General features: G+C 30.4%; 19 protein-coding genes and 1 riboswitch. Of the genes, 14 read left to right on the top strand and 5 right to left on the bottom strand.

Annotation, left to right across the window (positions count from 1 at the left end; genetic code table 11):
• The first annotated feature begins 2 nt into the window (after positions 1-2).
• Both KQI86_RS02160 and glpK read left to right on the top strand, forming a co-directional pair.
• A complete protein-coding gene (locus tag KQI86_RS02160) occupies positions 3-566 on the top strand; it encodes a glycerol-3-phosphate responsive antiterminator (RefSeq protein ID WP_216437515.1) in 564 nt (187 codons plus the stop codon).
• A 163-nt stretch (positions 567-729) separates the two neighbouring features.
• On the top strand, positions 730-2,220 hold the full coding sequence (gene glpK, locus KQI86_RS02155) for a glycerol kinase GlpK (RefSeq protein WP_216437514.1): 1,491 nt from the start codon (positions 730-732) through the stop codon (positions 2,218-2,220).
• Between the two features lie 153 nt (positions 2,221-2,373).
• Here the strand turns inward: glpK and KQI86_RS02150 are convergent, their stop codons facing one another.
• Positions 2,374-2,814, bottom strand: a complete 441-nt coding sequence (locus KQI86_RS02150; RefSeq protein WP_216437513.1) for a SoxR reducing system RseC family protein — start codon at positions 2,812-2,814, stop codon at positions 2,374-2,376.
• A gap of 146 nt (positions 2,815-2,960) precedes the next feature.
• Here KQI86_RS02150 and KQI86_RS02145 point away from each other — a divergent pair, with 146 nt between their 5' ends.
• Positions 2,961-3,515, top strand: coding sequence for a DJ-1 family glyoxalase III (locus KQI86_RS02145; RefSeq protein ID WP_216437512.1), 555 nt, complete (start codon positions 2,961-2,963; stop codon positions 3,513-3,515).
• Positions 3,516-3,526: 11 nt separating this feature from the next.
• Positions 3,527-4,756, top strand: a complete 1,230-nt coding sequence (locus KQI86_RS02140) for a M16 family metallopeptidase (protein WP_216437511.1) — start codon at positions 3,527-3,529, stop codon at positions 4,754-4,756.
• Between the two features lie 309 nt (positions 4,757-5,065).
• Here the strand turns inward: KQI86_RS02140 and uvsE are convergent, their stop codons facing one another.
• Positions 5,066-6,301, bottom strand: a complete 1,236-nt coding sequence (gene uvsE / locus KQI86_RS02135) for a UV DNA damage repair endonuclease UvsE (RefSeq protein WP_216437510.1) — start codon at positions 6,299-6,301, stop codon at positions 5,066-5,068.
• Positions 6,302-6,385: 84 nt separating this feature from the next.
• A riboswitch (TPP riboswitch) is annotated at positions 6,386-6,494 on the top strand.
• Between the two features lie 85 nt (positions 6,495-6,579).
• Here uvsE and thiW point away from each other — a divergent pair.
• The 4 genes from thiW to thiE all read left to right on the top strand — a co-directional run bounded on the left by thiW (position 6,580) and on the right by thiE (position 9,562).
• A complete protein-coding gene (gene thiW / locus KQI86_RS02130; RefSeq protein WP_216437509.1) occupies positions 6,580-7,074 on the top strand; it encodes an energy coupling factor transporter S component ThiW in 495 nt (164 codons plus the stop codon).
• Positions 7,075-7,176: 102 nt separating this feature from the next.
• Complete coding sequence (gene thiD, locus KQI86_RS02125; protein ID WP_216437508.1) at positions 7,177-8,019, top strand: bifunctional hydroxymethylpyrimidine kinase/phosphomethylpyrimidine kinase; 843 nt, start codon at positions 7,177-7,179, stop codon at positions 8,017-8,019.
• 93 nt (positions 8,020-8,112) lie between these two features.
• Entirely contained in the window at positions 8,113-8,946 is an 834-nt protein-coding gene (gene thiM / locus KQI86_RS02120; RefSeq protein ID WP_216437507.1) for a hydroxyethylthiazole kinase, read from the top strand.
• Positions 8,936-9,562: a thiamine phosphate synthase gene (thiE, locus tag KQI86_RS02115; RefSeq protein WP_216437506.1), complete on the top strand. Its 627-nt coding sequence runs from the start codon at positions 8,936-8,938 to the stop codon at positions 9,560-9,562. Before thiM ends, thiE begins: the two co-directional genes overlap by 11 nt.
• A gap of 679 nt (positions 9,563-10,241) precedes the next feature.
• Here the strand turns inward: thiE and KQI86_RS02110 are convergent.
• Positions 10,242-11,060, bottom strand: a complete 819-nt coding sequence (locus KQI86_RS02110; protein WP_216437505.1) for a TIM barrel protein — start codon at positions 11,058-11,060, stop codon at positions 10,242-10,244.
• Between the two features lie 80 nt (positions 11,061-11,140).
• Complete coding sequence (locus KQI86_RS02105) at positions 11,141-11,950, bottom strand: dimethylarginine dimethylaminohydrolase family protein (RefSeq protein ID WP_216437504.1); 810 nt, start codon at positions 11,948-11,950, stop codon at positions 11,141-11,143.
• Positions 11,951-12,123: 173 nt separating this feature from the next.
• On the opposite strand from KQI86_RS02105, the gene KQI86_RS02100 reads away from it, so the two are divergent.
• The 3 genes from KQI86_RS02100 to KQI86_RS02090 all read left to right on the top strand — a co-directional run bounded on the left by KQI86_RS02100 (position 12,124) and on the right by KQI86_RS02090 (position 18,039).
• Complete coding sequence (locus KQI86_RS02100) at positions 12,124-13,677, top strand: cell wall-binding repeat-containing protein (protein WP_343216127.1); 1,554 nt, start codon at positions 12,124-12,126, stop codon at positions 13,675-13,677.
• 113 nt (positions 13,678-13,790) lie between these two features.
• Entirely contained in the window at positions 13,791-15,563 is a 1,773-nt protein-coding gene (gene recJ / locus KQI86_RS02095) for a single-stranded-DNA-specific exonuclease RecJ (RefSeq protein ID WP_216437503.1), read from the top strand.
• A 121-nt stretch (positions 15,564-15,684) separates the two neighbouring features.
• On the top strand, positions 15,685-18,039 hold the full coding sequence (locus tag KQI86_RS02090; protein ID WP_216437502.1) for a PAS domain-containing sensor histidine kinase: 2,355 nt from the start codon (positions 15,685-15,687) through the stop codon (positions 18,037-18,039).
• A 68-nt stretch (positions 18,040-18,107) separates the two neighbouring features.
• Here the strand turns inward: KQI86_RS02090 and KQI86_RS02085 are convergent, their stop codons facing one another.
• Complete coding sequence (locus tag KQI86_RS02085; RefSeq protein WP_216437501.1) at positions 18,108-18,305, bottom strand: alpha/beta-type small acid-soluble spore protein; 198 nt, start codon at positions 18,303-18,305, stop codon at positions 18,108-18,110.
• Between the two features lie 334 nt (positions 18,306-18,639).
• Between KQI86_RS02085 and KQI86_RS02080 the strand changes: the two genes are divergently transcribed.
• From KQI86_RS02080 to nifJ, 3 genes are all read left to right on the top strand, one after another.
• Positions 18,640-19,710, top strand: coding sequence for an undecaprenyldiphospho-muramoylpentapeptide beta-N-acetylglucosaminyltransferase (locus KQI86_RS02080; protein ID WP_216437500.1), 1,071 nt, complete (start codon positions 18,640-18,642; stop codon positions 19,708-19,710).
• Positions 19,711-19,842: 132 nt separating this feature from the next.
• Entirely contained in the window at positions 19,843-20,268 is a 426-nt protein-coding gene (locus KQI86_RS02075) for a flavodoxin (RefSeq protein WP_216437499.1), read from the top strand.
• Between the two features lie 451 nt (positions 20,269-20,719).
• Entirely contained in the window at positions 20,720-24,235 is a 3,516-nt protein-coding gene (gene nifJ / locus KQI86_RS02070; protein WP_216437498.1) for a pyruvate:ferredoxin (flavodoxin) oxidoreductase, read from the top strand.
• Positions 24,236-24,249: the final 14 nt, after the last annotated feature.

The following is a 24,249-nucleotide window of genomic DNA, read 5'->3' as shown; positions in this document are numbered from 1 at the left end:
GTATGGGTAATATTAAAGAATTACTTATAGAAAATCCTATAATTGCAGCATTAAGAAATGATGATGATTTAGAAGAGGTTATAAAAAGTAAAGCTTTAATAGTTTTCATTCTCTATGGAAATATAATTAATATAGGGTCTATATGCAAAAAATTAGAGGAAAATAAAAAGCTTCCCTTTATACACTTAGATATGATAGAGGGTTTAAAGGGGGATTTTTCAGGCATTGAATTTATAAAAGAAAATGCTAATCCTAGGGGAATAATCACTACTAAAACAAGCAATATAAAATACGCAAAACAATTAGGACTATACAGTATTCAAAGGATTTTTATTATAGATTCCTTATTTCTAGAAAAGGGTATAAAAAGCATTCATGATGCCTCTCCTAATGCAGTAGAGGTTATGCCAGGAGTTGCGTCAAATATAATTGCAAACATGGAAAAAGAAATAGGTATGCCTATTATAGCAGGGGGACTTATAAAAACTAAAAAAGATGCAATGAACTCGTTAGCAGCTGGTGCTATAGATATTTCTACAAATTGCAAAAAATTATGGAATTTATAGAGTGACAAGTGAATATCATTTAATAGGGCGGAGAATAAGAGAGCCATATTAATTAAGCCTAAATGGCTTTCTTAACTATGGTTCTCTTTATATATTATGGCATCTTTCAATATTTATTTTAGATGCCTAAACATAAACAAATATATAAAATGGGGGTATTAAAATGTCGAGATTTATAATGGCACTAGATCAGGGGACAACCAGTTCAAGATGTATCATATTTAACGAAAAGGGATTAACAGTGAGTGTAGCACAAAAAGAATTTACTCAGATATATCCTAAGGGTGGCTGGGTTGAGCATGATCCAATGGAAATATGGGCTACTCAATTTAGTGTTGCAGCAGAAGCTATGGCAAAGGCTAATATAGAGGCAAAAGATATAGCAGCTATAGGAATAACAAATCAAAGAGAAACTACAATAGTTTGGGATAAGAGAACAGGAATTCCTGTATATAACGCTATAGTTTGGCAGTGCAGAAGAACTGCTCCAATTTGCGATGAATTAAAGGCTAAAGGATTAGAAGAAGATGTAAGAAAGAAAACTGGATTGGTTGTAGACGCGTATTTCTCGGGCACTAAAATTAAATGGATACTAGATAACGTTCCAGGAGCAAGAGAAGAGGCTGAAAAGGGAAATTTAATATTTGGTAACGTGGATACTTGGTTGATATGGAACTTGACTAAGGGCAAGGCTCACGTAACTGATTATACAAATGCATCAAGAACTATGATTTATAATATACATGATTTAAAATGGGATGAAGAATTATTAAAGGAATTGAACATACCAGCATCAATGTTGCCAGAAGTTAAGCCTTCAAGCTGCGTATATGGTGAGACTAGTTCAGCATTATTTGGTGAGCCAATTCCAATAGCAGGAGATGCAGGAGATCAGCAGGCAGCCTTATTTGGACAAACTTGTTTCCAAGAAGGAACAGCAAAAAATACCTATGGTACAGGATGTTTCTTACTTATGAATACTGGAGAGAAAGCTGTAGAATCTAAGAATGGCTTACTTACAACTATAGCTGTTGGAATAGATGGAAAGGTTGAATATGCTTTAGAAGGAAGTATATTCATAGGGGGAGCGGTTATTCAATGGTTAAGAGATGAATTAAAGATGCTTGAAAGCTCTGCAGATTCAGAAAAATATGCAGCTACTGTTGAAGATACTAATGGAGTTTACTTAGTACCAGCTTTCGTTGGTATGGGAGCACCATATTGGGACGCATATGCAAGAGGAACTGTAGTAGGACTTACAAGAGGAGCTAAAAAAGAACATTTAATTAGAGCGGCTCTTGAATCCATGGCCTATCAGACATATGATGTATTAGCTGCTATGGAAGAAGATTCAGGAATAGAACTTAAAGCTTTAAAGGTAGACGGAGGTGCTTGTGCTAATAACTTCTTAATGCAATTCCAGTCAGATGTTTTAGGAGTTCCAGTTGAAAGACCTGAAGTTATAGAAACTACAGCACTAGGAGCTGCATACCTTGCTGGACTAGCGGTAGGATATTGGAAGGATAAAAATGATGTATCTCAAAACTGGGCTATCTCAAGAACTTTCGAATCTACAATGGATGGAGAGAAGAGAAGAGATTTAGTAGAAGGTTGGAGAGAAGCGGTTAAGAGATCAATGGGATGGGCTAAATAAATTGCTCATTGAATAAATTATAGCTGAGAGTGTAAAAATGAAATTAAAAAGGCTGTCAGTAATTTGTTTACTAACAGCCTTTTGCACTCCAAGTTCAGGGCAGAACCCTTTAATGATACTATATAAATATATAACTGTATGTCCACTCTCAACTTAAACTTCCCATCCTGCCTTCTTTAATTCTTCTGCAGGAATAATTCTAACAATTGAAACTGTTTCTTTACGTTCTTTTTTATGTTTATTATTAACAATTCTTAATATTCCATAGGACACTGCTAGAAATCCTAAACCTGAAAAAGCTGATACTAGTTCACTTTTAGTTAAAAAATAGCCTACAGCAATTCCTAAAAGCATCAACATTAAAGGAAGCGCATAAGCAAAAAAAGTAAGTTTAAAGAAAGTATCGTCTTCCATAACAACTTCTACTACGTCTCCGGGTTTAGCAGATATCATATTATCCATATCTAAGATTAATGGAGGAGATTCACAGTGGCCAGAACAAGTAGAACAATTATCTCCACATCCAGACATTCTTTTAAATATAACGTTAACTTTATCTCCGTTAATTGATGTAACATATCCAACTTGATTCATTAAATCACTCCTTAATGTTGAGTAGTTTACTATGATATTATACCATATAGATGCAAAAATACAATAATAATTGACATTGTAAAAATATTCTTACATAATTGTCTTAAGTGATTTTTTATTTCATAAAGGAAAGAGGAGGGCAAGTTATGAAAAGAGTACTAGTTTTGTTGGCTGACGGATTTGAAGAGATAGAAGCTTTGACAGTAGTGGATGTACTAAGAAGAGGCGGAGTAATATGTCATCTTTGCTCCATGGATGAAGAAGATATGGTAAGAGGAACACATAATATATATGTAAAATGCGATGTTAAACTGGATCACATAAAAATAAACACTTATGATGGAGTAGTGCTTCCAGGGGGAATGCCAGGAGCTTCAAACCTTAAAGATGACTATAGAGTTATTGAATTAATAAAAAAATATGATAGAGAAGAAAAGATAATAGCTGCAATTTGTGCTGCACCAATAATATTGCAAGAAGCGGGTGTATTAAAAGGAAAGGAAATAACATCTTATCCATCCTTTGAAAATGAATTCAGTGAAAGTGTATATGTAACAGAAAAAGTTGTACAATGGGATAATATAATAACAAGTAGAGGACCCTCAACAGCTTTAGATTTTTCTTTCAGAATATTGGAAAATTTTGCAACAACAAAAGAAGTAAATCAATTAAAAGAAGATATGCTTTTGACAAATAATTAAAGGGGACAAACATGAAGAGTATTGTATTAGAAAATGGTATAAAATTAATATATAAACCTATAGAAGGAGATATAACATCTTTTTGCATTGGTTTTAATGCTGGAGCTTTAGAGGAGGAAGGATATCCTTTAGGCATAGCTCATGCAGTAGAGCATATGGTTTTTAAAGAAACAAAACATAGAAGCGAAGATGAAATCAATAGGCTATGTGACCAAATATTTGGCTTTCAAAATGCCATGACAAATTACCCTTATGTAGTATATTATGGGACATCCTTATCTGAAGATTTTCAGGTTGGATTGGATTTGTTCTCAGATATATTGATAAATCCAACTTTCCCTGTGAATGGATTTAATGAAGAAATAGCTATAATAAAAGAAGAGTTGAAAGAATGGAAAGATGATGTCTATCAATCTTGTGAAGATGAATTGTTATATAATGCTTTCAATACTAGGAGAATAAAAAATTTAATCATAGGCACTGAAGACAGTGTATCTTCAATTACATTAGACCATATTAAAAGTTTTTATAATGAATTTTATAGACCAGATAATATGGTCATAACCGTTGTTACTTCTTTAGACTATGATGAAGTTATAGAGATAGTTTCTAGATTATTTAAAGATTTTAGAAAAGAAGATATGGGTGACATTGAAAAAATAAACCACATAAAATTATACGAAGAAAATAATCCAGGATTATTCTCTAAGGTAAGAGAAGATATTAATGGAGCTAAAATTATGGTTACCTATCCCCTTCACCACTTAAATGACGAAGAAATTAAAGCTTTAGAAATATTTAACCATTTTTTTGGTGTAGGTACTAGCAGTATTTTATATAATAACATAAGAACTAAAAATGCCCTTGCCTATGAGGTAGGAAGTTCTATTAAAAACGAGAGGGGAATAAAATTATTTTCAATTCACTTAGGTACTTCTAAAGATAAAGTTGATAAAGCCATAGAAATAATTAATAGCTCTATTGAAAAGGTTAAAAATTGTAGTGATTTATTTACTAAAGATGAAATAAAAAATGCCTTTAAGAGTATTAAATTAAAAAGAGAATTAAGACTTGAAAAATCAATTCAGTTGGCGAAGGATTTAACCTGTTATCAGTTGATGTATGGATCATACAATAAAGTTTATGAGGAAGTTGAAAGCACTAATAATATTGATAGTGAGTTTATATATACAGTAGTCCATAAGGTATTCAATAATCCAACAATACAAATATTATCTTAAATAAAGATTGGGACGTAAAACTAACTATAGCCTTCGCTCAAATGCATCGGGCACATTACATAGCATTTTTCAAATTTTATAAGATAAAGATAAACAAGTATTCACAATATGTATAATAATTTATATTTGAAAATATATTTGTTAAATCTAAAAAAGTTAAGTATGTAGTGAAATAGCGATTTTTTATTGGAGCGGCTTCACTACGTACTTAACTTTCTATTTGAGAAAATAAATTATCGTCGTAGAAACTTACAACTGTGAAAATATATTTGTTAAACATAATTATAATTTCAATGCGTCATAATCCATCTATATAATAAAATAATAAGATTGCAATAGATATTCTACATTATATTTTTTACATAGCCTTTGTATTAAATTTTTTGCCTTTTGAAGATCTTTAAATTCTTCAAAGACTTTAAAAAATGAATCCTTTTCTTTATCAGATACTTTATCCTTTAAATATCCCCAAGTATGGTAAATGGTATTTTTGAAATTATCTTTGTTATAAGGTAAAGATAGAGACCTATCCACTGTCTTATAAAAATCTACTAAAGGACGTGAAGAATTAATTATTTTACTGCATTCTTTATAAAGAGAATAGTCTTTTTCCATTACCGAATATTTATATTTTGCCCATTGCTCATATCTTAAAGAAGATTTATCTGATAAATTTAATGAATTGATACATTTTATTGCAGATAATTCCTTATCTTTAACTTCAAGCATTATGTCTACTGGGAAGTTTTTTACTTTGTTATAATAGTTTATAAAATTTTCAGTGTTTACATGTTGTGAATGCGCTCCATGTTTCTTGCTTTCATCACCATCGGAATAGTGAATTTTAATATTACCATCTTCTTTCTTCCATGTTTTAGCTACATTTTTAAGTATAATATTTATATCATCATTAGCTCCAGGATTAAACTTATTATGGAGATTATCAAAAACTGTAGGAATATTTATACTTTCACATATCATAATTACTTCATCTATATTAAATATTCTTTCATCATTTTCTAATACTAATCTTTTTTGAGCAGAAGTAGAAAGTCTTTTAAAATTGTTTTTGAATCTTTCCATAGAAAGCTTTTTATCACCGTAAGCTCCACCCATATGTAGTACTATTTTATTACTGTAATTTACACCTAAAGAATCTAAAAACATAGTATGATACTCAATATCTTTAATACTTCTATTTACTATATCTTCAGAGAGGGAATTTAACACAGTGTATTGGCCAGGGTGCATTGAAACTCTTATATCATTATTACCTATATACTTTCCTATATTAGATAACTCCTCATTAAAAATATTCCACCAATCTATATCATTAATTTCATGACTTCCAAATGGTATAATGTCTGAACTTATTCTAAACATATAGATTTTATTATCTATATTATATTTTAATATTTTTTCTAAATCAGAAAGATTTTCTTTTACACAGGTATAAAACCTATCATATGTAAAATTTCTGATTATAAAACTCCTAGTAGTTTTAGCATTTATACCCATAGGGATACAAGCATAACCTATTTTCATAGCATATTTCCTCCTCTAGTGTATACCCTTGACCTTGTTAAACTTATATATTAATATTATATTATGCAATAAAATTTAATAAATCCACAGTCACGGGGGTGCTAGTTTTGCTAGCTGAGATTAAGAACGAAATTCTTTGACCCTTAAACCTGATCTGGTTAATACCAGCGTAGGGAGTTGAATTATATTGTATTATAGTGCAATTTAAGGTACAAACTTTACGATGGTTTGTACCTTTTTTATTTTTGTAAATTCATTTTAAGAGAGGAGTAAGAATAATGAATACTAAAAAACTCACATTTTCAGCATTGCTAATAGCTATAGGAGTTTTTACTGGGACAATGATTTACATACCAGTAGGAGTAGCAAAATGTTTTCCGGTACAGCATTCAATAAATGTATTAGCCGGAGTATTACTAGGACCTCGCTACAGTGTAGCTATTGCTTTTTGTATTTCTTTATTAAGAAATATTTTAGGGACAGGTTCTTTACTTGCTTTTCCTGGAAGTATGATAGGAGCATACTTAGCTGGTATGCTATATGAAAAAAGAGGAAACATTATGAATGCTCTTACAGGGGAGGTTGTTGGAACAGGTATAATTGGAGCATTAATATCTTATCCCATAGCAAAATTTATATTAGGTAAAAAAATAGCTGCATTATTTTATGTAGCCCCATTTCTTATAAGTAGTTTGGGAGGAGCTATAATTGCCTTTTCTATTTTGAAAATCTTTTCTCATAATTTATTTTTGAAAAAATTTAATAAAGTTTAGAATTGGTTATATCAAAATTTTTACAATTTAACATTTAGAAAGTTATTATGAAAGTTTCATTTATTATTAGTAATTCATTATTAATTACAAGGAGGATTAACAATGAAAAAAGTATTGACTATTGCTGGGTCAGATAATTCTGGTGGAGCTGGAATTCAGGCTGATTTAAAAACTATGTCAGCTCATGGGGTATTTGGAATGAGTGTTATAACTGCAATAACAGCACAAAATACTCAAGGGGTTTTTGCAGTACAAGATGTAGATAGGGATATAATAGGAGCACAAATTGATGCTATTTTTACAGATATTGAAGTAGATGCTTTAAAAATAGGTATGGTATCTCTAATCGATACTATTGAAATAATAAGCGAAAAATTAAAAGAGTATAAACCTAAAAATATAGTGATAGATCCAGTTATGATATCTAAAAGTGGATATGATCTTTTAAAGCCAGAATCAAAAATGGCGTTGGTTACTAAGCTGCTTCCACTAGCTACAGTAGTAACACCTAACTTGCCAGAAGCTGAGGTAATAGTTAAAACCTATAATGAGATATTACCAGAGCAGGATAGATTAAATATAGATAAGATAGAAAATAGTGAAGATATGGAGAAAGTAGCTAAATTCATATGTAAGATGGGACCTAAATATGTGCTGATAAAGGGAGGACATTTAAAGGATGATGCTGTAGACATACTATACGATGGAGAGAAAATTAAATCCTTTGATGGTAAAAAAATTAACACCAAAAATACTCATGGTACTGGCTGCACTTTATCTTCAGCTATAGCTTCCAATTTAGCTTTAGGATATTCCATGGAGGAATCAATTAAGAAATCTAAAGAATATATAACCATAGCCATAGAGCATTCATTAGATATAGGTAAAGGAGTAGGGCCAACAAATCACTTTTATACACTTTATAAAAAGGCAGGGTTAATTTAACTAATAAATTATAATTAATAATTAATAATTTATAGTTGACAGTGGAAAATGCACAATCAATTAAAGAATTCTCTAAAAAATGGAGGTTTTAAAATGAGCATTTTAAATAAAGTTGGAGAAGCATTAACAGAAGTTAGAAACAAAACACCATTAGTACATCATATTACTAATTACGTAACAGTAAATGATTGTGCTAATATTGTACTGGCCCTTGGAGGATCCCCAGTTATGGCAGATGATGAAAAAGAAGTAGAGGATATGGTAGCTATTGCCTCGGCGTTAGTGATAAACATTGGAACCTTAAATAGTAGAACTGTAAATTCAATGATACTAGCAGGGAAAAAAGCCAATAAATTAAAAATTCCTGTAATTTTAGATCCTGTTGGGGTTGGAGCTACAGCTTATAGGACAGAAATTGCTAAAAAGCTTATTGAAGAAATAAAATTTTCAGTAATAAGAGGAAATATCTCTGAAATCAAAAATATAGCAGGTATAAAATCTAATACAAAAGGTGTAGATGCAGAAGAGGTAACAGAAGAAAAAAATCTAGTTATTAAAGAAAAGAAGATACTAGGAGAAACTTTGTCAGAAGAATTAGGAGCGGTAATAGCTATAACTGGAGAGGTTGATTCTATCAGTTTTGAAAATCAAACCTACTTTGTAGCTAATGGACACAAAACTTTATCAAAAGTTACTGGTACTGGTTGCATGTGTACTTCGCTAATAGGATGTTTCTGTGGTGCTAATGATGATTATTTTTTAGGAACATTAGCCGGAATATTATCTATGGGTATCGCAGGAGAAATAGCCCATGAAAAAACTAAGGATTTAGGAACTAGTTCTTTTAGGGTAGCTTTAATAGATAGTATAAGTAAATTAGATGCAAAAATTATTATGGAAAGGAGTAAGATTAACTGTGAAATATAAAATAGATTATACACTGTATCTAGTAACAGACAGAGATATGTTATTAGATACAAGCTTAGAAAAGGCAGTAGAAGAGAGCATTTTAGGTGGCGCTACATTAGTGCAGCTTAGGGAGAAAGATATAAGCACTAGAGAATTTTATGAAATAGCATCAGAGATAAAAAAAATAACGGATAAATACAATGTCCCACTAATCATAAATGACAGATTAGACATAGCTTTAGCAGTAGATGCTACTGGAGTTCATGTTGGACAAAGTGATATGGAAGCTTCAATTGTGAGAAAGATAATTGGGAAAGAAAAAATTCTTGGAGTATCTGCTAGAACTTTAGAAGAAGCAAAAAAAGCAGAAAAAGATGGAGCAGATTACTTAGGCGTAGGAGCTATGTTTGGAACAAGTACAAAAAAAGACGCTAAAAATGTATCCTTTGAAGAATTAGCTAAAATAAGAGAAGGGGTATCTATACCTATAGTAGCTATTGGTGGAATTAACGAAAATAATGTTGCTGAGCTTAAAGATAAGGGGATAAATGGACTAGCTGTAATATCAGCCATTTTACATAAAAAAGATATAAAGGAAGCTTCTAAAAAATTAATACAGTTGTTTAGAAGTTAATAGTACAGATTTTGACTTAATAAAATTGCGACCTATGGAAAATTGCAATTTTAAAATAATTAAGTGTCGAAAAAGAGGAACTGAGATACATAAGTTCTTCTATGTTTTACAAATGTATTTTCAGATATATATTGTGGTAAATTGTTTTCTATAATTGTAATTTTATTCAAAGGTGGTTTAGTTTATCAAATAGAGAGCTAAGCACGTAGTGAAGCCACTCCAGAAAAAGTCGTTATTTCACTACATGCTTAGCTCTTTTATATTTTACAAATGTATTTTCCATTTATGTTGTTACAGATTAGTTTCACAATTATAAATCTTACAGATATATTTTCAAATATTGATTATTATACATATTGTGATTACTTAATTATTATCTAAAACTTAAAAATGCTATGTAATGTGATATATGCATTTGAGCAAAATCTAGAAATTCTTAATTTATTTTTTAAAATACCGTTAAAATGCTGTACATGTTTGACCAAAGGGAGCTTGTCAGCATTAGAGATTTTTATAAAATAAATTTTAGAAGTTTTTATTGCAGCGAGACAGCATAATAAGCATTATATAGCATTTTTTACTTGTAAAAACTATAATGATTTTTTAACTTCTGTTGTGTTTTGTAATTATATCTTTACAGACACCTAATTAAGCTCATTAAGAAAAGGTTACAATTTTTCTATAAAGACAAGTAATATTCTTTAAGCAATAGAGCATCCTTTTCTAGTATTGGGCTTTCACAAACAACACAACCTTTTATATCAAAGGATTTAAAAGCTTCCATACAAGCGGTATAGTTAAAATCACTTTCTAAGAATGGTAGGTGATTTTTTTCTCCTTTTTCACCGTAGTTAATGCCAGAGATGTGGATATGCATGTCTTCTAAAGCTTCATATCCTAACTCATCTTTAATATATTGTAATATGTTTGCAAAGTCATCATAATTTTTTAGAGCACCATTATATCTAGCATGAAGATGAGAAAAATCTATACAAGGTTTGCAAGTCTCAACTTCCTTGCATAAACCAACTATTTCTTCAAGGGAGCCAAATTGAGTACCTTTTCCTGTGGTTTCTAATCTATACTCCACCCCTATGTCAGGAAGTCTCAAGAGATTTTCTTTTATCTTATTAAAGGTATCTTCCTTTGAGCTTTCTAAATAAAAGCCAGGATGAAATACAAGGCTTTTTCCTTCAACTTTTTTTAATCCTTCAGCACCTTTGATTATTCGTTCTAAGGATTTGTCTACCTTTTCCTCGTCCACTGCATTTAAATTAATAAAATAGGAGCCGTGGGCTGAAAGATAAAAGTTATTATTTAATTTGCTTTTTAATACCTCATCTTTATTTTTATCTGTAATGTTTACAGAGCGTACAAAGGGTAGTTCCATAGAATCTAAATCTATACTCTTTAAATACTCTATTCCGCTTTTATATGTAAATTTTGATGAACCTTCTCCTATAGGAAGACCTGATATTCCAAAAAGTAATTTATCCAAAGTAACACAACCTTTCCTAGCAGTCTTTTAAATAATTTTAACCTTTAAAGGAATATCAGTCAAACTTTAAATAATAAAAACTATTCTCTTAAAATAGGAAGAGTGCTACATGTAAAACTACCTCCAGCTTTGATTACTTCACTATAATCGCAGTATATGGCAGTAAATCCATGTTCTCTTAATATATCTCTCACATTTTCGTTGCTGGTCAGTATAGTTTTATTACCTATACGTATAAAGTTTGAACCAAGTTGATCAGCATCCTCATCTTCTATATTTATTATTGTTTTAAAGTAAGGTTTTATTTTATCCACATCATAAACGTAACTTGATAAAACACAAGTATCCTTATCAACAGGATTAAATACGCAATCAAGATGGAGCTTTTTGTTATCGAAATTTATAGGCACTACCTTTACAGAAATATTCAACTTATCTAGGACTTCTTGTACTTCATGACAAGCTTCTAAAGTACTTCTTCTACTCATGCCTACAAACATAACATCATCATGAAGTATTACATCTCCGCCTTCTATATTGTGTTTCATTTCGTAGGTTTTTAAATTGTATTTTTTTGCAAAAGCCCTTAGAGAATCTGGTTCATTTACTCTTTCGGGGCTCTTCATTTTAGATATAAATAATAAATCTTTTACCACAAAACCTATATCTCTTGTAAAGACCTGTGATGGGCTATCGATCACATCTAAAAACTGTATTTTTACATCGTTGTTTATCAGTGTATTTACAAAGTTATTATATTGAGAGTACATGAGAGGATAATCTATTTTTCCTTTAAATGGATTTCCTGGGTCTATTATTTCAAAGTGACAAGGATAAACTATAAGATAATGTATTAATTTGTCATATTGATTGTTTAAAAAAATCTTCATAACATCGCCTCCAATACTTATGTTTTGATGAAAAGAAGAGTTTTATTCACAACATATATACTGAGTATTCATCATATGTTGATAGATATTCCATGTAATCCAATAGTTTCATAATGTTAATTTTTTGTGAATATGATAGGATAATATTACAAAATAAGTAGGAGTGTGGTATTGTGAAAAAAATATTTAGTTTAGTCGTTGCAACTATTTTTACATTTGGTTTTGTAGGTACGGCTTATGCACAAGATACTTACAATGTTAAAAGATTGTATGGAATGGACAGATATAAGACATCAGCTAGTATTTCAAACAAATTTAATGATGAAACTACGAATAATGTAATAGTAGCAAGTGGGAAGAATTTTCCAGATGCTTTAGCAGGAAGCGTATTATCTAAGAAATTAAATGCACCAATATTATTAGTAGGGAACACATCAAATGAAAGAAAGGATTCCATAGAATACATAAATAGTCATTTAGATAAGAACGGAACGGTATACATATTAGGCGGACAAGGATCCGTGAATGAAGAGTTTATAAATAACATGAAGAGTCAAGGTTATAAGAACTTTGTGAGACTTGGTGGAAAAGATAGATTTGACACAAATAAACATATTGTAAATTTTATGAATGTAGAAAAACATACTCCTGTAGTTGTAGTTAATGCTTATGGATTTGCAGATGCTTTAAGTGTTTCTAGCATCGCAGCTTCAAAAGGTTATCCTATAATAATGACATCAAACTCTAGTTTATCCCCGGAGGGTAAAAGTATGATTAAGAATATTGAACCAAGTGAAGTATATATAATAGGTGGACATGCTTCTGTAGGAGATAAAGTTATTAGCGAAATAAAAACCTTAATTCCTTCTTTGGATAATAGTAAAATAATAAAACTAGCGGGAGCAGATAGATATGATACTTCCTTAAAAGTATGTAACCGATTTAATTTAGATACTGACACTGCTATACTGGCTAATGGTTCCAATTTTCCAGATGCATTATCAGGAAGTGCCTTAGCTGCAAAATTTGATGCTCCAATAATATTAACTAATGGACAAGATATAACTAAACAAAGGGAGTTTTTAAATGACAGGAGTTATAAAAATATATTTCTACTTGGAGGTTCTGGTTCTATAGATTTTTTAGTAGAATACTCATTAAAAGGAAAAGAAAATACCACAAAAGAAGAAAGAGATTATATTAATAAATTAATAGAGTATTGCGATAAATATACTAGTGAAAATACAAGTGCTTCAAATGATATTGTTAATTTATTTAATAGTATTTCATTGGAAGAAGTTTTTGGGAAATTAGAAGACCCTAATACATTTATTGAAGCTTTGGAACAGCTTATAAATATATATAATGATTGCATCATTTCCTTAGAAGACTATAAAGAAAAGTTAGTAAATATTAAAAATGAAATATCCACTTTAGGAAATTTAAATGGATTAGAAACATTTTCATTGGAATATATAAATGTTATAGATATTGAAATTAAAAATGTAGATAAAGTTATTAAAATGACAAGTGATTGTAAATATTATTTTAGAAGTCTAAAAAGTGCAATGGAATCTGGAGATTTAAATAAAATTGAAAAGGCATTAAAAGACTTAGAAAATATGGATATTGATGCTGTTAATGAACTCACTAAATTAGAGAGTGTACAAATAGGCATTAATAAATTAAAAGACAAATTAGTAAATATTAAAAACATGATAAATTAATAAAAGGTGCTGTCTCACAATAGAAATATTTCTAGGTGTGACAGCACCTTTTGTATTACAACGTATTTTTAATTCACTGGAAAATGATATATAATGGTATAGAGGTGATGAACTTGAAAAGTAGATGGATGTTGAAGTGTAACAGCGTGGATATAGATGAACTTTATAAAATTACAAATATAGATAAAGTAGTTTTAACCATATTAATAAATAGAGGGATAAAAACACCCTATGATATAGATAGATTTGTCAATGCTTCATTAAAGGAGCTATATGACCCATTTTTAATGAAAGACATGGACAAAGGTGTAGATATAATAAAAAGGGGAATAGAAGAAGGAAAAAAGATAGCCGTATATGGAGATTATGATGCAGATGGAGTAACCTCCACAGTAATTCTTTATAGTGCATTAAAAAGATGTGGTGCAAATATTACATATCATATACCTCATAGAGAGAGCGAAGGTTATGGTATGAATACAGAAAGAATAAAAAAATTAAAAGAAGATGGAGTAGAAATAATAATAAGTTGTGATAATGGAATATCAGCAATAGAACAAGTTAAACTAGCAGTGGAATTAGGAATGGAAGTAGTAATTACTGACCATCATGAATTAACTTTTGTGGAGAATGATGAAGGAGAAAGAGAGTACATATTACCAGAAGCTAATGCGGTTATAAATCCTAAAAGAGAAGATTGTACATATCCTTTTAAACTTTTATGTGGAGCAGGGATAGCATTTAAATTCGCTCAAGCCCTATATTCAACCATGAACATAGACGATAAAGAAGTATATCCATTTTTACAGTTTGCTGCAATAGGTACTATATGTGATGTGGTAGATTTAATTGATGAAAATAGAATAATTGTAAAAAATGGACTACCTATTATAAAAAATACAAATAATTTAGGACTTAGGTCTTTGATTAAAGTGACAGGGTTAGAAGGAAAGGATTTAGCTTCGTACCATATAGGATTTATAATAGGACCTTGCATAAATGCTACAGGAAGATTAGAAACTGCTGAATTATCAGTAGAATTGCTTTTAACAGAAGATGAATGCAAAGCAGAGAATCTAGGGAAGAAGTTACATCAACTAAATATGGAAAGACAAGACATAACAGCTGAAAGTGTAGAAAGCATAGAAGATATTATAGAGTCAGGAGACTATAAAAGTCAAAAGGTGCTCGTACTATATGAAGAAAATGTCCATGAAAGTATTGCTGGTATAGTAGCAGGAAGAATTAAAGAGAAGTACAATATGCCAACAATTATATTGACTAAGGGTAAGGAGGGAGTAAAGGGCTCTGGTAGATCTATTGAAGGATATAATATGTTTGAAGAGCTTTTAAAATGCAAAGAATTATTAGATAGGTTCGGAGGACACCCAATGGCAGCAGGTCTCACATTGCAACAAGAAAGAATAAAAGAACTAAGTCTAACATTAAATGAAAATTGTGATCTTGCTCCAGAGGATTTTATACCTAAAATATCAATAGATAAAAGACTATCTTTAAGGCAAATATCTATTTCTTTGGTGGAAAAGCTACAGATTTTAGAGCCTTTTGGGAAAGGTAATAGTTCACCAGTATTTGCAGAAAAAAATGTTTTACTAGATAGGATAATTATATTAGGTAAAGATAGAAACACTATTAAATTTTGCATTAGAATTGAAGGAAGTTTTAATAAGATAGATGGATTATGCTTTGGAAGAGGACAAGAATTTGAAGAGGAACTGAAAGAAAGGTATGGAAATAATTATTTAGAAATAATGAATAATCCTGTGGGATTGAAAATGGACTTCATATTTTATCCATATATAAATGAATATAATGGATATATCAGTACTCAGCTTAGAATAATTGATTATAGATTTAGTAACTAATCTCTTGTAACTATTTGTATATTTACCAAATATTTAATAAAGGGCTTGTATAAGTAATATGTAATAAATATAATATATATTATATTATGATATTTGTGTCAATTAGTCTGGGGGATTTATAATGTATACATTTTTGAACAAAGTACCATTTGGTGCAATGGTACTGGAAGATGATAATCTAATAATAAAATATATGAACGATAAAATGAGAAAAGCATTTAAGATTTCGCAGGAGTGTTTAAAAGGGGAATATGCTAAAACAATATTGACGGAAGAATTATTAGAAAAAATTAACTATTGTAAAAGCAATAGGAAAGAAGAATATTTAAGAGGTTATAGACTATCTTGCGGAAAGAAATTAGATATAAATATTTCAATTGTAGATGATACAGTTCAAATTTTTGCTAATGAAGTGCATGATGAAATGTATTTAGATTATGAAAGTATAATTGAAGTATTTCCATCCTTTACATTTTTATATGATTTAGAAGGAAATATAAATTATATAAATAAAGAGGGAAGAAAAACTCTTGCATTATACAATGATAATAATGTAAAGAATATATTTGAGTTATCAAAAATGTTTAATTTATACGATAATGATGGGAAAAAAGTATTTCTTGATGATTATCTTGTAAATAGAACTATTAGAGAAGAGAAAAATGTAATTGGAGAAGTTCTAACTTTAAAACAGGATTGTGGAAAAAAATACATACTTTCTTCTAGCTTTTTAATACATAAAAATAATAAAGCAATAGGCGGTATTTGTATTATTGCAGATATAAGTGATTATTATAGAGATGTAATAAAGAACAAAGAAGAGATTGAAAAATATGTGGCTCTTTCAATGGAATTTAAAACAAAGTGTGATATTATAGAAATCTTAAGAGAGAGAGAAAAACAACATTTAATGCATTTAAAGGATGTAATAAATAACATATCAGAAGGTATTTTTGTTGTAGATAATAATTTTAGGATTAATTTGTGCAATAAATCTGCTTGCAATATATTAGAATTAAAACAAATTGAATTACTTGATTATCAAAATATTATAAAAAAATATAATATTTCATGTAATAATTCTGATGTAGATGTGTATAATTATTTTCATACTTTCTATGAAGAAAAGTCGCCCATAAAAAATTTGATTTTAAATCTAGAGGAAAAAAAGTCCAATAGAATTAAATATATTGAAATCAACACTAATCCAATCATAAAAGGGGATGGAGAATTACTCTATACCGTTATATCAATAAAAGATGTAACTGATGAGAAAGTAAATAAATTAATTGCTGAAAATCAATCAAAATTTATTGAAAAGGTGCTAAGTAATTTAAATTTACCTGTTATAGTTGTGGACTATCCAGAACTAAGGGTAAGTCTTATAAATAATTTAGGTGTTGAATTTGTAGAGGAAGTATTAGAATTAGATTGCACTGAAGAGGATATAATTGGAAAAGGTATTAATGAAATTTCTCCTAAAGCTATAGAAGATGAACTGATAAATGGAGTTTTTCATTCAGGTAATTATGATAAGGAAGTTATTATATCTCCCTATCATGTGAAACAAAGCCAAGGTAAAGAAAAATATTATAAATTTAAAATAACTCCTTTTATGTATAAGGATAATCATAAAAGAATTTACATACACATAATTGACATTACTGAGGAGATAACTGTAAATAAAGAGTTAGAGAAGATAAACAAGTTAAAGGATGAATTTTTTACAATTATATCCCATGAACTTAGAACTCCTCTAACAATTATTAATTCTGCACTACAACTTGCCTATGATATATACAAAGATGAATTCACATATAATGTTGATAGAACCTTGGATAGAATTAAACAAAATTGTAGTAGATTATTAAAATTGACCAATAATGTTATGGATATTTCATCTGCTGATGCAGGACTAATGAAAATTAATAATGAAAATTTTGATATAGTAATGGAAAGTGAGTTTGTAGTGAATTCTGTTGATTACTATGCTAGGCAAAAAGGAATAAATATAATTTTTGATACTAATAAAGAAGAGTATGACGTAATAATAGATAAAGAAAAGTATATAAGAATACTATTAAATCTTCTATCTAACGCTATTAAATATACACCAGAAAACAAAAATATATATGTAGATTTAGTATTAATGCAAGATAAATTTAGAATTTATGTGAAAGATGAAGGCGTTGGAATACAAGAAGGCCAACTAAATAGTATATTTAATAGGTATCTGCAACTAGACAATGGATTAACCAGAAGAGCAGAAGGATTAGGATTAGGTCTAACCGTTGTAAAAAAGTTTGTTGAGAAAATGGATGGAAGTATAGTGGTTAACAGTAAAAAAAATATGGGCTCAGAGTTTATATTGGAGTTTGATAGATATTCTAATGTAAACAGTAGTGAGAAACAGCTTGTAACTATTCATGAAAGCTTTGATGATTTATTGACTATAGAAATGTCAGATATATATTAATAGATTTTAGGCATATAGGTTTACCTATATGCCTAAAAAGATATTCAATAGTTATATTTGGTATTAGACTATTTTATTAAATTTTTCTGATAAGCTTCTACCATTCTTTTAACCATCTGTCCACCAACAGATCCATTTTGTCTGGAAGTAAGATCTCCATTATAGCCTTCTGTTAAGTTAACACCAACTTCTCTTGCAGCTTCCATTTTAAATCTGTCAAGCCCTTCTCTAGCTTCTGGTACTAATACTCTATTTCTACTTGCCATGGTTCATACCTCCTTTTTTAATTTTGTACTATTATATTAACCTTTTTTATCTAAAATATATTAGCATATTACAGGGTCGGATAGTAGATTATACATAACATAGTAGATTGTACATAGCAATGAAAAGTATGTTAATTTTATTAAAATATATAACATTGGACAGGTATATTGGAATAATATAAAATATAGTTACGATTATTTAATCAATAAGTAATTAAGTAATTAAGTAATAAGTAATTAAGTAAAAGTAATGATTAATGAGTAACAATTAATAATTGATAGTTGACAATTGAGAATGAAGAATGAAGAATGAAGAATAAGGGTGGTAGATAAATTGAGTAAGAAGAAAATTATACTTACTGGCGGTGGAACAGCAGGACATGTAACTCCAAACTTAGCCTTAATACCTAAATTAAAAGAGTTAGGTTATGAAATTCAATATATAGGAACACAAGAAGGAATTGAGAAAAATATAATCCTAGGTGAAAAAATAAAATATCATACTATATCCAGCGGAAAATTGAGAAGATATTTTGATTTAAAAAATTTCACAGATCCATTTAGAGTTTTAAAGGGTGTATGGCAGGCAAAAGATATAATAAAAAAAGAAAAGCCAGATGTGGTTTTTTCAAAAGGAGGATTTGTAGCTGTACCGGTAGTAATAGGAGCACGTTTAAACAAGGTTCCAGTTATAGCTCATGAATCTGATATGACACCAGGTCTTGCAAATAAGCTTTCAATACCTTATTGCACAAAAATATGTGTTACATTTCCTGAATCTTTAAAGAATATAAAAGCAAATAAAGGGGTATTAACTGGTACTCCTATAAGAGAAGAATTGTTTAAAGGTAACAGAGAAGAAGCTATGAAGATATGTAAATTTAGCGATGATAAGCCTGTAATACTTATAATTGGAGGAAGCCTAGGTTCTAAAGTTATCAATGATTCTATAAGAGCTATAATCGATAAGCTATTATTAACTTATAATATAATTCATATATGCGGAAAAGGTAATATAGATAATAATTTAATAAACAAAAAGGGATATAGGCAGTTTGAATATGTAAAAGAAGAATTACCTCATTTTATGAATGGAGCAGATTTAGTAATATCCCGTGCAGGAGCAAATGTAATATTTGAATTATTAGCTTTAAAGAAACCAAATCTACTTATACCCCTATCAAGGAAATCTAGTAGAGGAGACCAAATTTTAAATGCAGAATCCTTTAGAAAAAGTGGATATAGCTTAGTTATGCAAGAAGAAGAGATAACAGAAGATAGATTATTAAAAGATATCAATAACTTATATAGAAATAAGGAAAAGTATATAACAAATATGGGAAAAAGCCCAGTTCAAAATGGAGTAAACAATATTATAAAGTTGATAGAAAAGGTGCAAATATAGAAAAATTTACATTTATCCCCATGTCTTATTGAAAATAAGTGTAATTTACTATAATATATAAGTATAGATAAAATATTATCAAATATTAATTATTAGTAAAACATAATTAAATTAAGAAAGCGGGGATATATTATGAAAAAAATTTCTGTTATATACTGGAGCAGCGGTGGTAATGTAGAAGTACTAGCTGAAAATATAAAAGCAGGAGCAGAGCATTTAGGAGCAGAAGTTTTAATAAAACATGTGCACTATGCTAAAGTTGAAGATGTTACAAAGGCAGATGCAGTAGCCTTTGGAAGTCCATCTATGGATAATAACAGAATTGAGCAAGAGGAAATGGCATCTTTTTTAAAGAATTTTAAAGAATTAAATATGGAAAATAAACCAACAGTATTATTTGGTTCTTACGGATGGGATGAAGGTCAATTTATGGTTGACTGGGAGAAGTTAATGATTGAATATGGATTTAATATAGTAGGAAAATTAGCTGTTCAAGAATCACCTAAGGAAGAAGAAATAAAAAAGGCTAAAGCTTTAGGTGAATTATTAGGTAAATAACGGTAAGGAATACCAAGATATACAATGAATGGATATTCATAATAAATACGTACCTTTATAAATTTATAAAGGTACGTATTTGATTGTTAAAATAATAATTAAGAATATTTTCAATATTCAACATAATGACACATTATGTTGAAAAATAATTTATTTAGTTAAAAAAATTAAAAAAAGTGTACAATAATGAAAAAATTATGTTATAATAACTTTGCAAAGGTTTAAATAAAAAAAATAAAAATTATTTTATATGTTTTTTCTTTGCATTGTTATGTATAATATATATTGACTGTTATATAAACATTGTTAATTTTAAGACAAACCTGTTTATAATATAATGCAATAATACTATTCTTCTAGAATGATATTTGTATGCATTATTTTATGTTGTTTAAAGTTTATTTTTAAACATAAAATAAATCAAAAATATATAGAAAGAAGGGAATTTTTAATGAGAAGAATGAAGACTATGGATGGTAATACAGCTGCTGGATATATATCCTATGCTTTTACTGATGTAGCAGCTATTTACCCTATTACTCCTTCATCCCCAATGGCAGAACATGTTGATGAATGGGCTGCTCAGGGTAAGAAAAATATTTTTGGTCAGACTGTAAAATTAGTTGAAATGCAGTCAGAAGCAGGTGCTGCTGGTGCAGTTCACGGATCATTACAGGCTGGAGCTTTAACTACTACCTACACTGCATCACAGGGATTATTACTTATGATTCCTAACATGTACAAAATCGCTGGAGAACTTTTACCAACTGTATTCCACGTGAGTGCGAGAGCAATTGCAACTCATGCGTTAAATATATTTGGAGATCACTCCGACGTTATGGCTGCAAGACAAACTGGATTTGCTATGCTTGCTGAAAGCAGTGTTCAAGAAGTAATGGATTTAGCAGCAGTTGCACACTTAGCAACTATTAAGACAAGCATTCCATTCTTAAGTTTCTTTGATGGATTTAGAACTTCACACGAAGTACAGAAGATAGAAGTATTAGAATATGATGAATTAGAAAAATTAGTTGACATGGATGCTGTTAACAGATTTAGAGCAAAAGCTTTAAACCCAAATCATCCAGTAACTAGAGGTACAGCTCAGAACCCAGATATATTCTTCCAGGGTAAAGAAGCTTGTAACAAATTCTATGATACAATTCCTGAAGCTGTTGAATATTACATGAATGAAATCAACAAATTAACAGGAAGAGATTATAAATTATTTAACTACTATGGATCAGAAGATGCTGAAAGAGTAATCGTAGCTATGGGATCAGTTTGTGATTGTATCGAAGAAACTATAGATTACTTAATGGCACAAGGAGAAAAAGTTGGTTTAATAAAAGTTCATCTTTATAGACCATTCTCATTAGAACACTTCTTCAAGGCTATGCCAAAAACTGTTAAGAAGATAGCTGTTCTTGATAGAACAAAAGAACCAGGTTCAATTGGAGAACCATTATATTTAGATGTTAAATCCGCATTCTATAACTCAGAATTAAAACCAGTTATAGTTGGTGGAAGATATGGACTAGGATCAAAAGATACAGTTCCTGGACATATGATTTCAGTATTTGAAAACTTAAAGGCTGAAACTCCAAGAGATGGATTTACAGTTGGTATAGTTGATGACGTAACTAATACATCACTTCCAATGGGAGAAGATGTTGATACAACTCCAGCTGGAACTACTGCATGTAAATTCTGGGGTCTTGGATCAGACGGTACTGTTGGTGCTAACAAGAGTGCTATAAAGATCATAGGAGACCATACAGATATGTATGCTCAAGCATACTTTGCATATGACTCAAAGAAATCTGGTGGTATAACTGTATCCCACTTAAGATTTGGTAAATCTCCAATTAAGAGCCCATACTTAATAAACAAAGCAGATTTCGTTGCTTGTCATAACCAAGCATACGTTCATAAATATGATGTTACAAAAGGATTAAAGAAGAATGGTTCATTCTTACTTAACTGTATCTGGAACGATGGAGAATTAGATGCTCAGTTACCAGCAGCAATGAAAAACTACATTGCTAATAACAACATCAAATTCTACACAATCGATGCTGTTAAGATAGCTCAAGAAGTAGGTCTTGGTGGAAGAATTAACATGATAATGCAATCTGCATTCTTCAAAATAGCTAACATTATCCCTGTTGAAGATGCTACTAAGTACTTAAAGGACGCAGTTGTTGCTTCATACGGTAAAAAAGGTGAAAAAGTTGTTAGCATGAACCAAGCTGCAATAGATCAAGGTACAACTGCAATACATGAAGTTGTAATTCCAGAATCATGGAAGACAACAACTGAAGGATATGTAGAACCACAAGAAAACAGACCAGAATTCATAAAGAATATAGTTGACGTTATAAACAGACAAGAAGGAGATTCACTACCTGTATCTGCATTTAACGGAATAGAAGATGGTACATTACCACAGGGAACAGCTGCTTATGAAAAGAGAGGAATAGCTGTTAACGTACCAGAATGGCAAGCTGACAAGTGTATACAATGTAACCAATGTTCATATGTATGTCCTCACTCAGTAATTAGACCATTCTTAATGAATGAAGAAGAAGCTACTAATGCTCCAGAAGGATTTAACATGTTAGAAGCTAAGGGTGGCCCAGGATTTGCAGGATTAAAATACAGAATTACAGTTACTCCACTTGACTGTACAGGATGTGGAAACTGTGCTGATATTTGTCCAGCACCAGGAAAAGCTCTTATCATGAAGCCAACTGGAACTCAGTTAGCAGAACAAGAAAATTGGGAATATGCTTTAAAATTAAGCAAGAAAGAAAATCCAATGAACAAGATGACTGTAAAAGGTAGTCAGTTCGAACAACCACTTCTTGAGTTCAACGGAGCTTGTGCTGGTTGTGGAGAAGCTTCTTATGCTAGATTAATAACTCAATTATTTGGAGATAGAATGATGATAGCTAATGCTACTGGTTGTACATCAATCTGGGCAGGTTCAGCTCCATCAACTCCATACACAACAAACGAAAAAGGTCAAGGACCAGCTTGGGCTAACTCCTTATTCGAAGACAACGCTGAATTCGGATTAGGTATGGCTTTTGGTGCTAACCAAATAAGAGAAAGATTAGCTGATAAAGCTAAAGAAGCTCTAACTGCTAATGTAAGCGAAGAATTAAAAGCTGCTTTACAAAGCTGGGTAGAAAACTTCAAGAATGGAGAAGGTTCAAAGAAAGCTACTGCTGCACTTCTTCCATTATTAGAAGCTGAAAAAGACAATAACGAAGCAATAAAAGATATGTACGCACACAAAGATTTCTTAGTGAAACAATCACAATGGATCTTTGGTGGAGACGGATGGGCATATGACATCGGATACGGTGGAGTTGACCACGTTCTTGCAAGCGGAGAAGATATCAACATATTCGTATTTGATACAGAAGTTTACTCAAATACAGGAGGTCAGGCTTCAAAATCAACTCCAACTGCTGCAATAGCTAAATTTGCTGCATCAGGTAAGAGAACTAAGAAGAAAGACCTTGGAATGATGGCTATGAGCTATGGATATGTATATGTTGCTCAAATAGCTATGGGTGCTGATAAGAATCAGACATTAAAAGCTATCCAAGAAGCAGAAGCATATGATGGTCCATCATTAGTTATCGGATATGCTCCATGTATCAACCAAGGATTAAAGATCGGTATGGGAGCAAGCCAAACTGAACAGAAGAGAGCAGTTGAGTGTGGATACTGGCAGATGTACAGATTCAACCCAACACTTAAAGAAGAAGGAAAGAATCCATTTGTTCTTGACTCAAAAGAACCAAATTGGGATAAATTCCAAGACTTCTTAATGGGCGAAGTAAGATATGCTTCATTAAAGAAAGCATTCCCAGAAGTAGCAGACGGTTTATTTGCTAAGACTGAAGAAGATGCAAAAGAAAGATACGAAAGCTACGTAAGATTAACTAAATAATTTATTTTAGAGTT

Origin of the sequence: Clostridium mobile, from assembly GCF_018918285.1 — a bacterium.
Taxonomy (GTDB): Bacteria; Bacillota; Clostridia; order Clostridiales; family Clostridiaceae; genus Clostridium_AW; species Clostridium_AW mobile.
This window is presented reverse-complemented; position numbering and strand designations above follow the sequence as displayed.

What these genes read in the sequence shown, in the direction of transcription:
- KQI86_RS02140 (WP_216437511.1), top strand. Translation starts at nt 3,527, where the DNA reads ATGAAGAGTATTGTATTAGAAAATGGTATAAAATTAATATATAAACCT.
- thiD (WP_216437508.1), top strand. Translation starts at nt 7,177, where the DNA reads ATGAAAAAAGTATTGACTATTGCTGGGTCAGATAATTCTGGTGGAGCT.
- KQI86_RS02150 (WP_216437513.1), bottom strand. Translation starts at nt 2,814, where the DNA reads ATGAATCAAGTTGGATATGTTACATCAATTAACGGAGATAAAGTTAAC.
- KQI86_RS02090 (WP_216437502.1), top strand. Translation starts at nt 15,685, where the DNA reads ATGTATACATTTTTGAACAAAGTACCATTTGGTGCAATGGTACTGGAA.
- KQI86_RS02160 (WP_216437515.1), top strand. Translation starts at nt 3, where the DNA reads ATGGGTAATATTAAAGAATTACTTATAGAAAATCCTATAATTGCAGCA.
- KQI86_RS02085 (WP_216437501.1), bottom strand. Translation starts at nt 18,305, where the DNA reads ATGGCAAGTAGAAATAGAGTATTAGTACCAGAAGCTAGAGAAGGGCTT.
- nifJ (WP_216437498.1), top strand. Translation starts at nt 20,720, where the DNA reads ATGAGAAGAATGAAGACTATGGATGGTAATACAGCTGCTGGATATATA.
- thiW (WP_216437509.1), top strand. Translation starts at nt 6,580, where the DNA reads ATGAATACTAAAAAACTCACATTTTCAGCATTGCTAATAGCTATAGGA.
- thiM (WP_216437507.1), top strand. Translation starts at nt 8,113, where the DNA reads ATGAGCATTTTAAATAAAGTTGGAGAAGCATTAACAGAAGTTAGAAAC.
- KQI86_RS02105 (WP_216437504.1), bottom strand. Translation starts at nt 11,950, where the DNA reads ATGAAGATTTTTTTAAACAATCAATATGACAAATTAATACATTATCTT.
- glpK (WP_216437514.1), top strand. Translation starts at nt 730, where the DNA reads ATGTCGAGATTTATAATGGCACTAGATCAGGGGACAACCAGTTCAAGA.
- KQI86_RS02145 (WP_216437512.1), top strand. Translation starts at nt 2,961, where the DNA reads ATGAAAAGAGTACTAGTTTTGTTGGCTGACGGATTTGAAGAGATAGAA.
- uvsE (WP_216437510.1), bottom strand. Translation starts at nt 6,301, where the DNA reads ATGAAAATAGGTTATGCTTGTATCCCTATGGGTATAAATGCTAAAACT.
- KQI86_RS02075 (WP_216437499.1), top strand. Translation starts at nt 19,843, where the DNA reads ATGAAAAAAATTTCTGTTATATACTGGAGCAGCGGTGGTAATGTAGAA.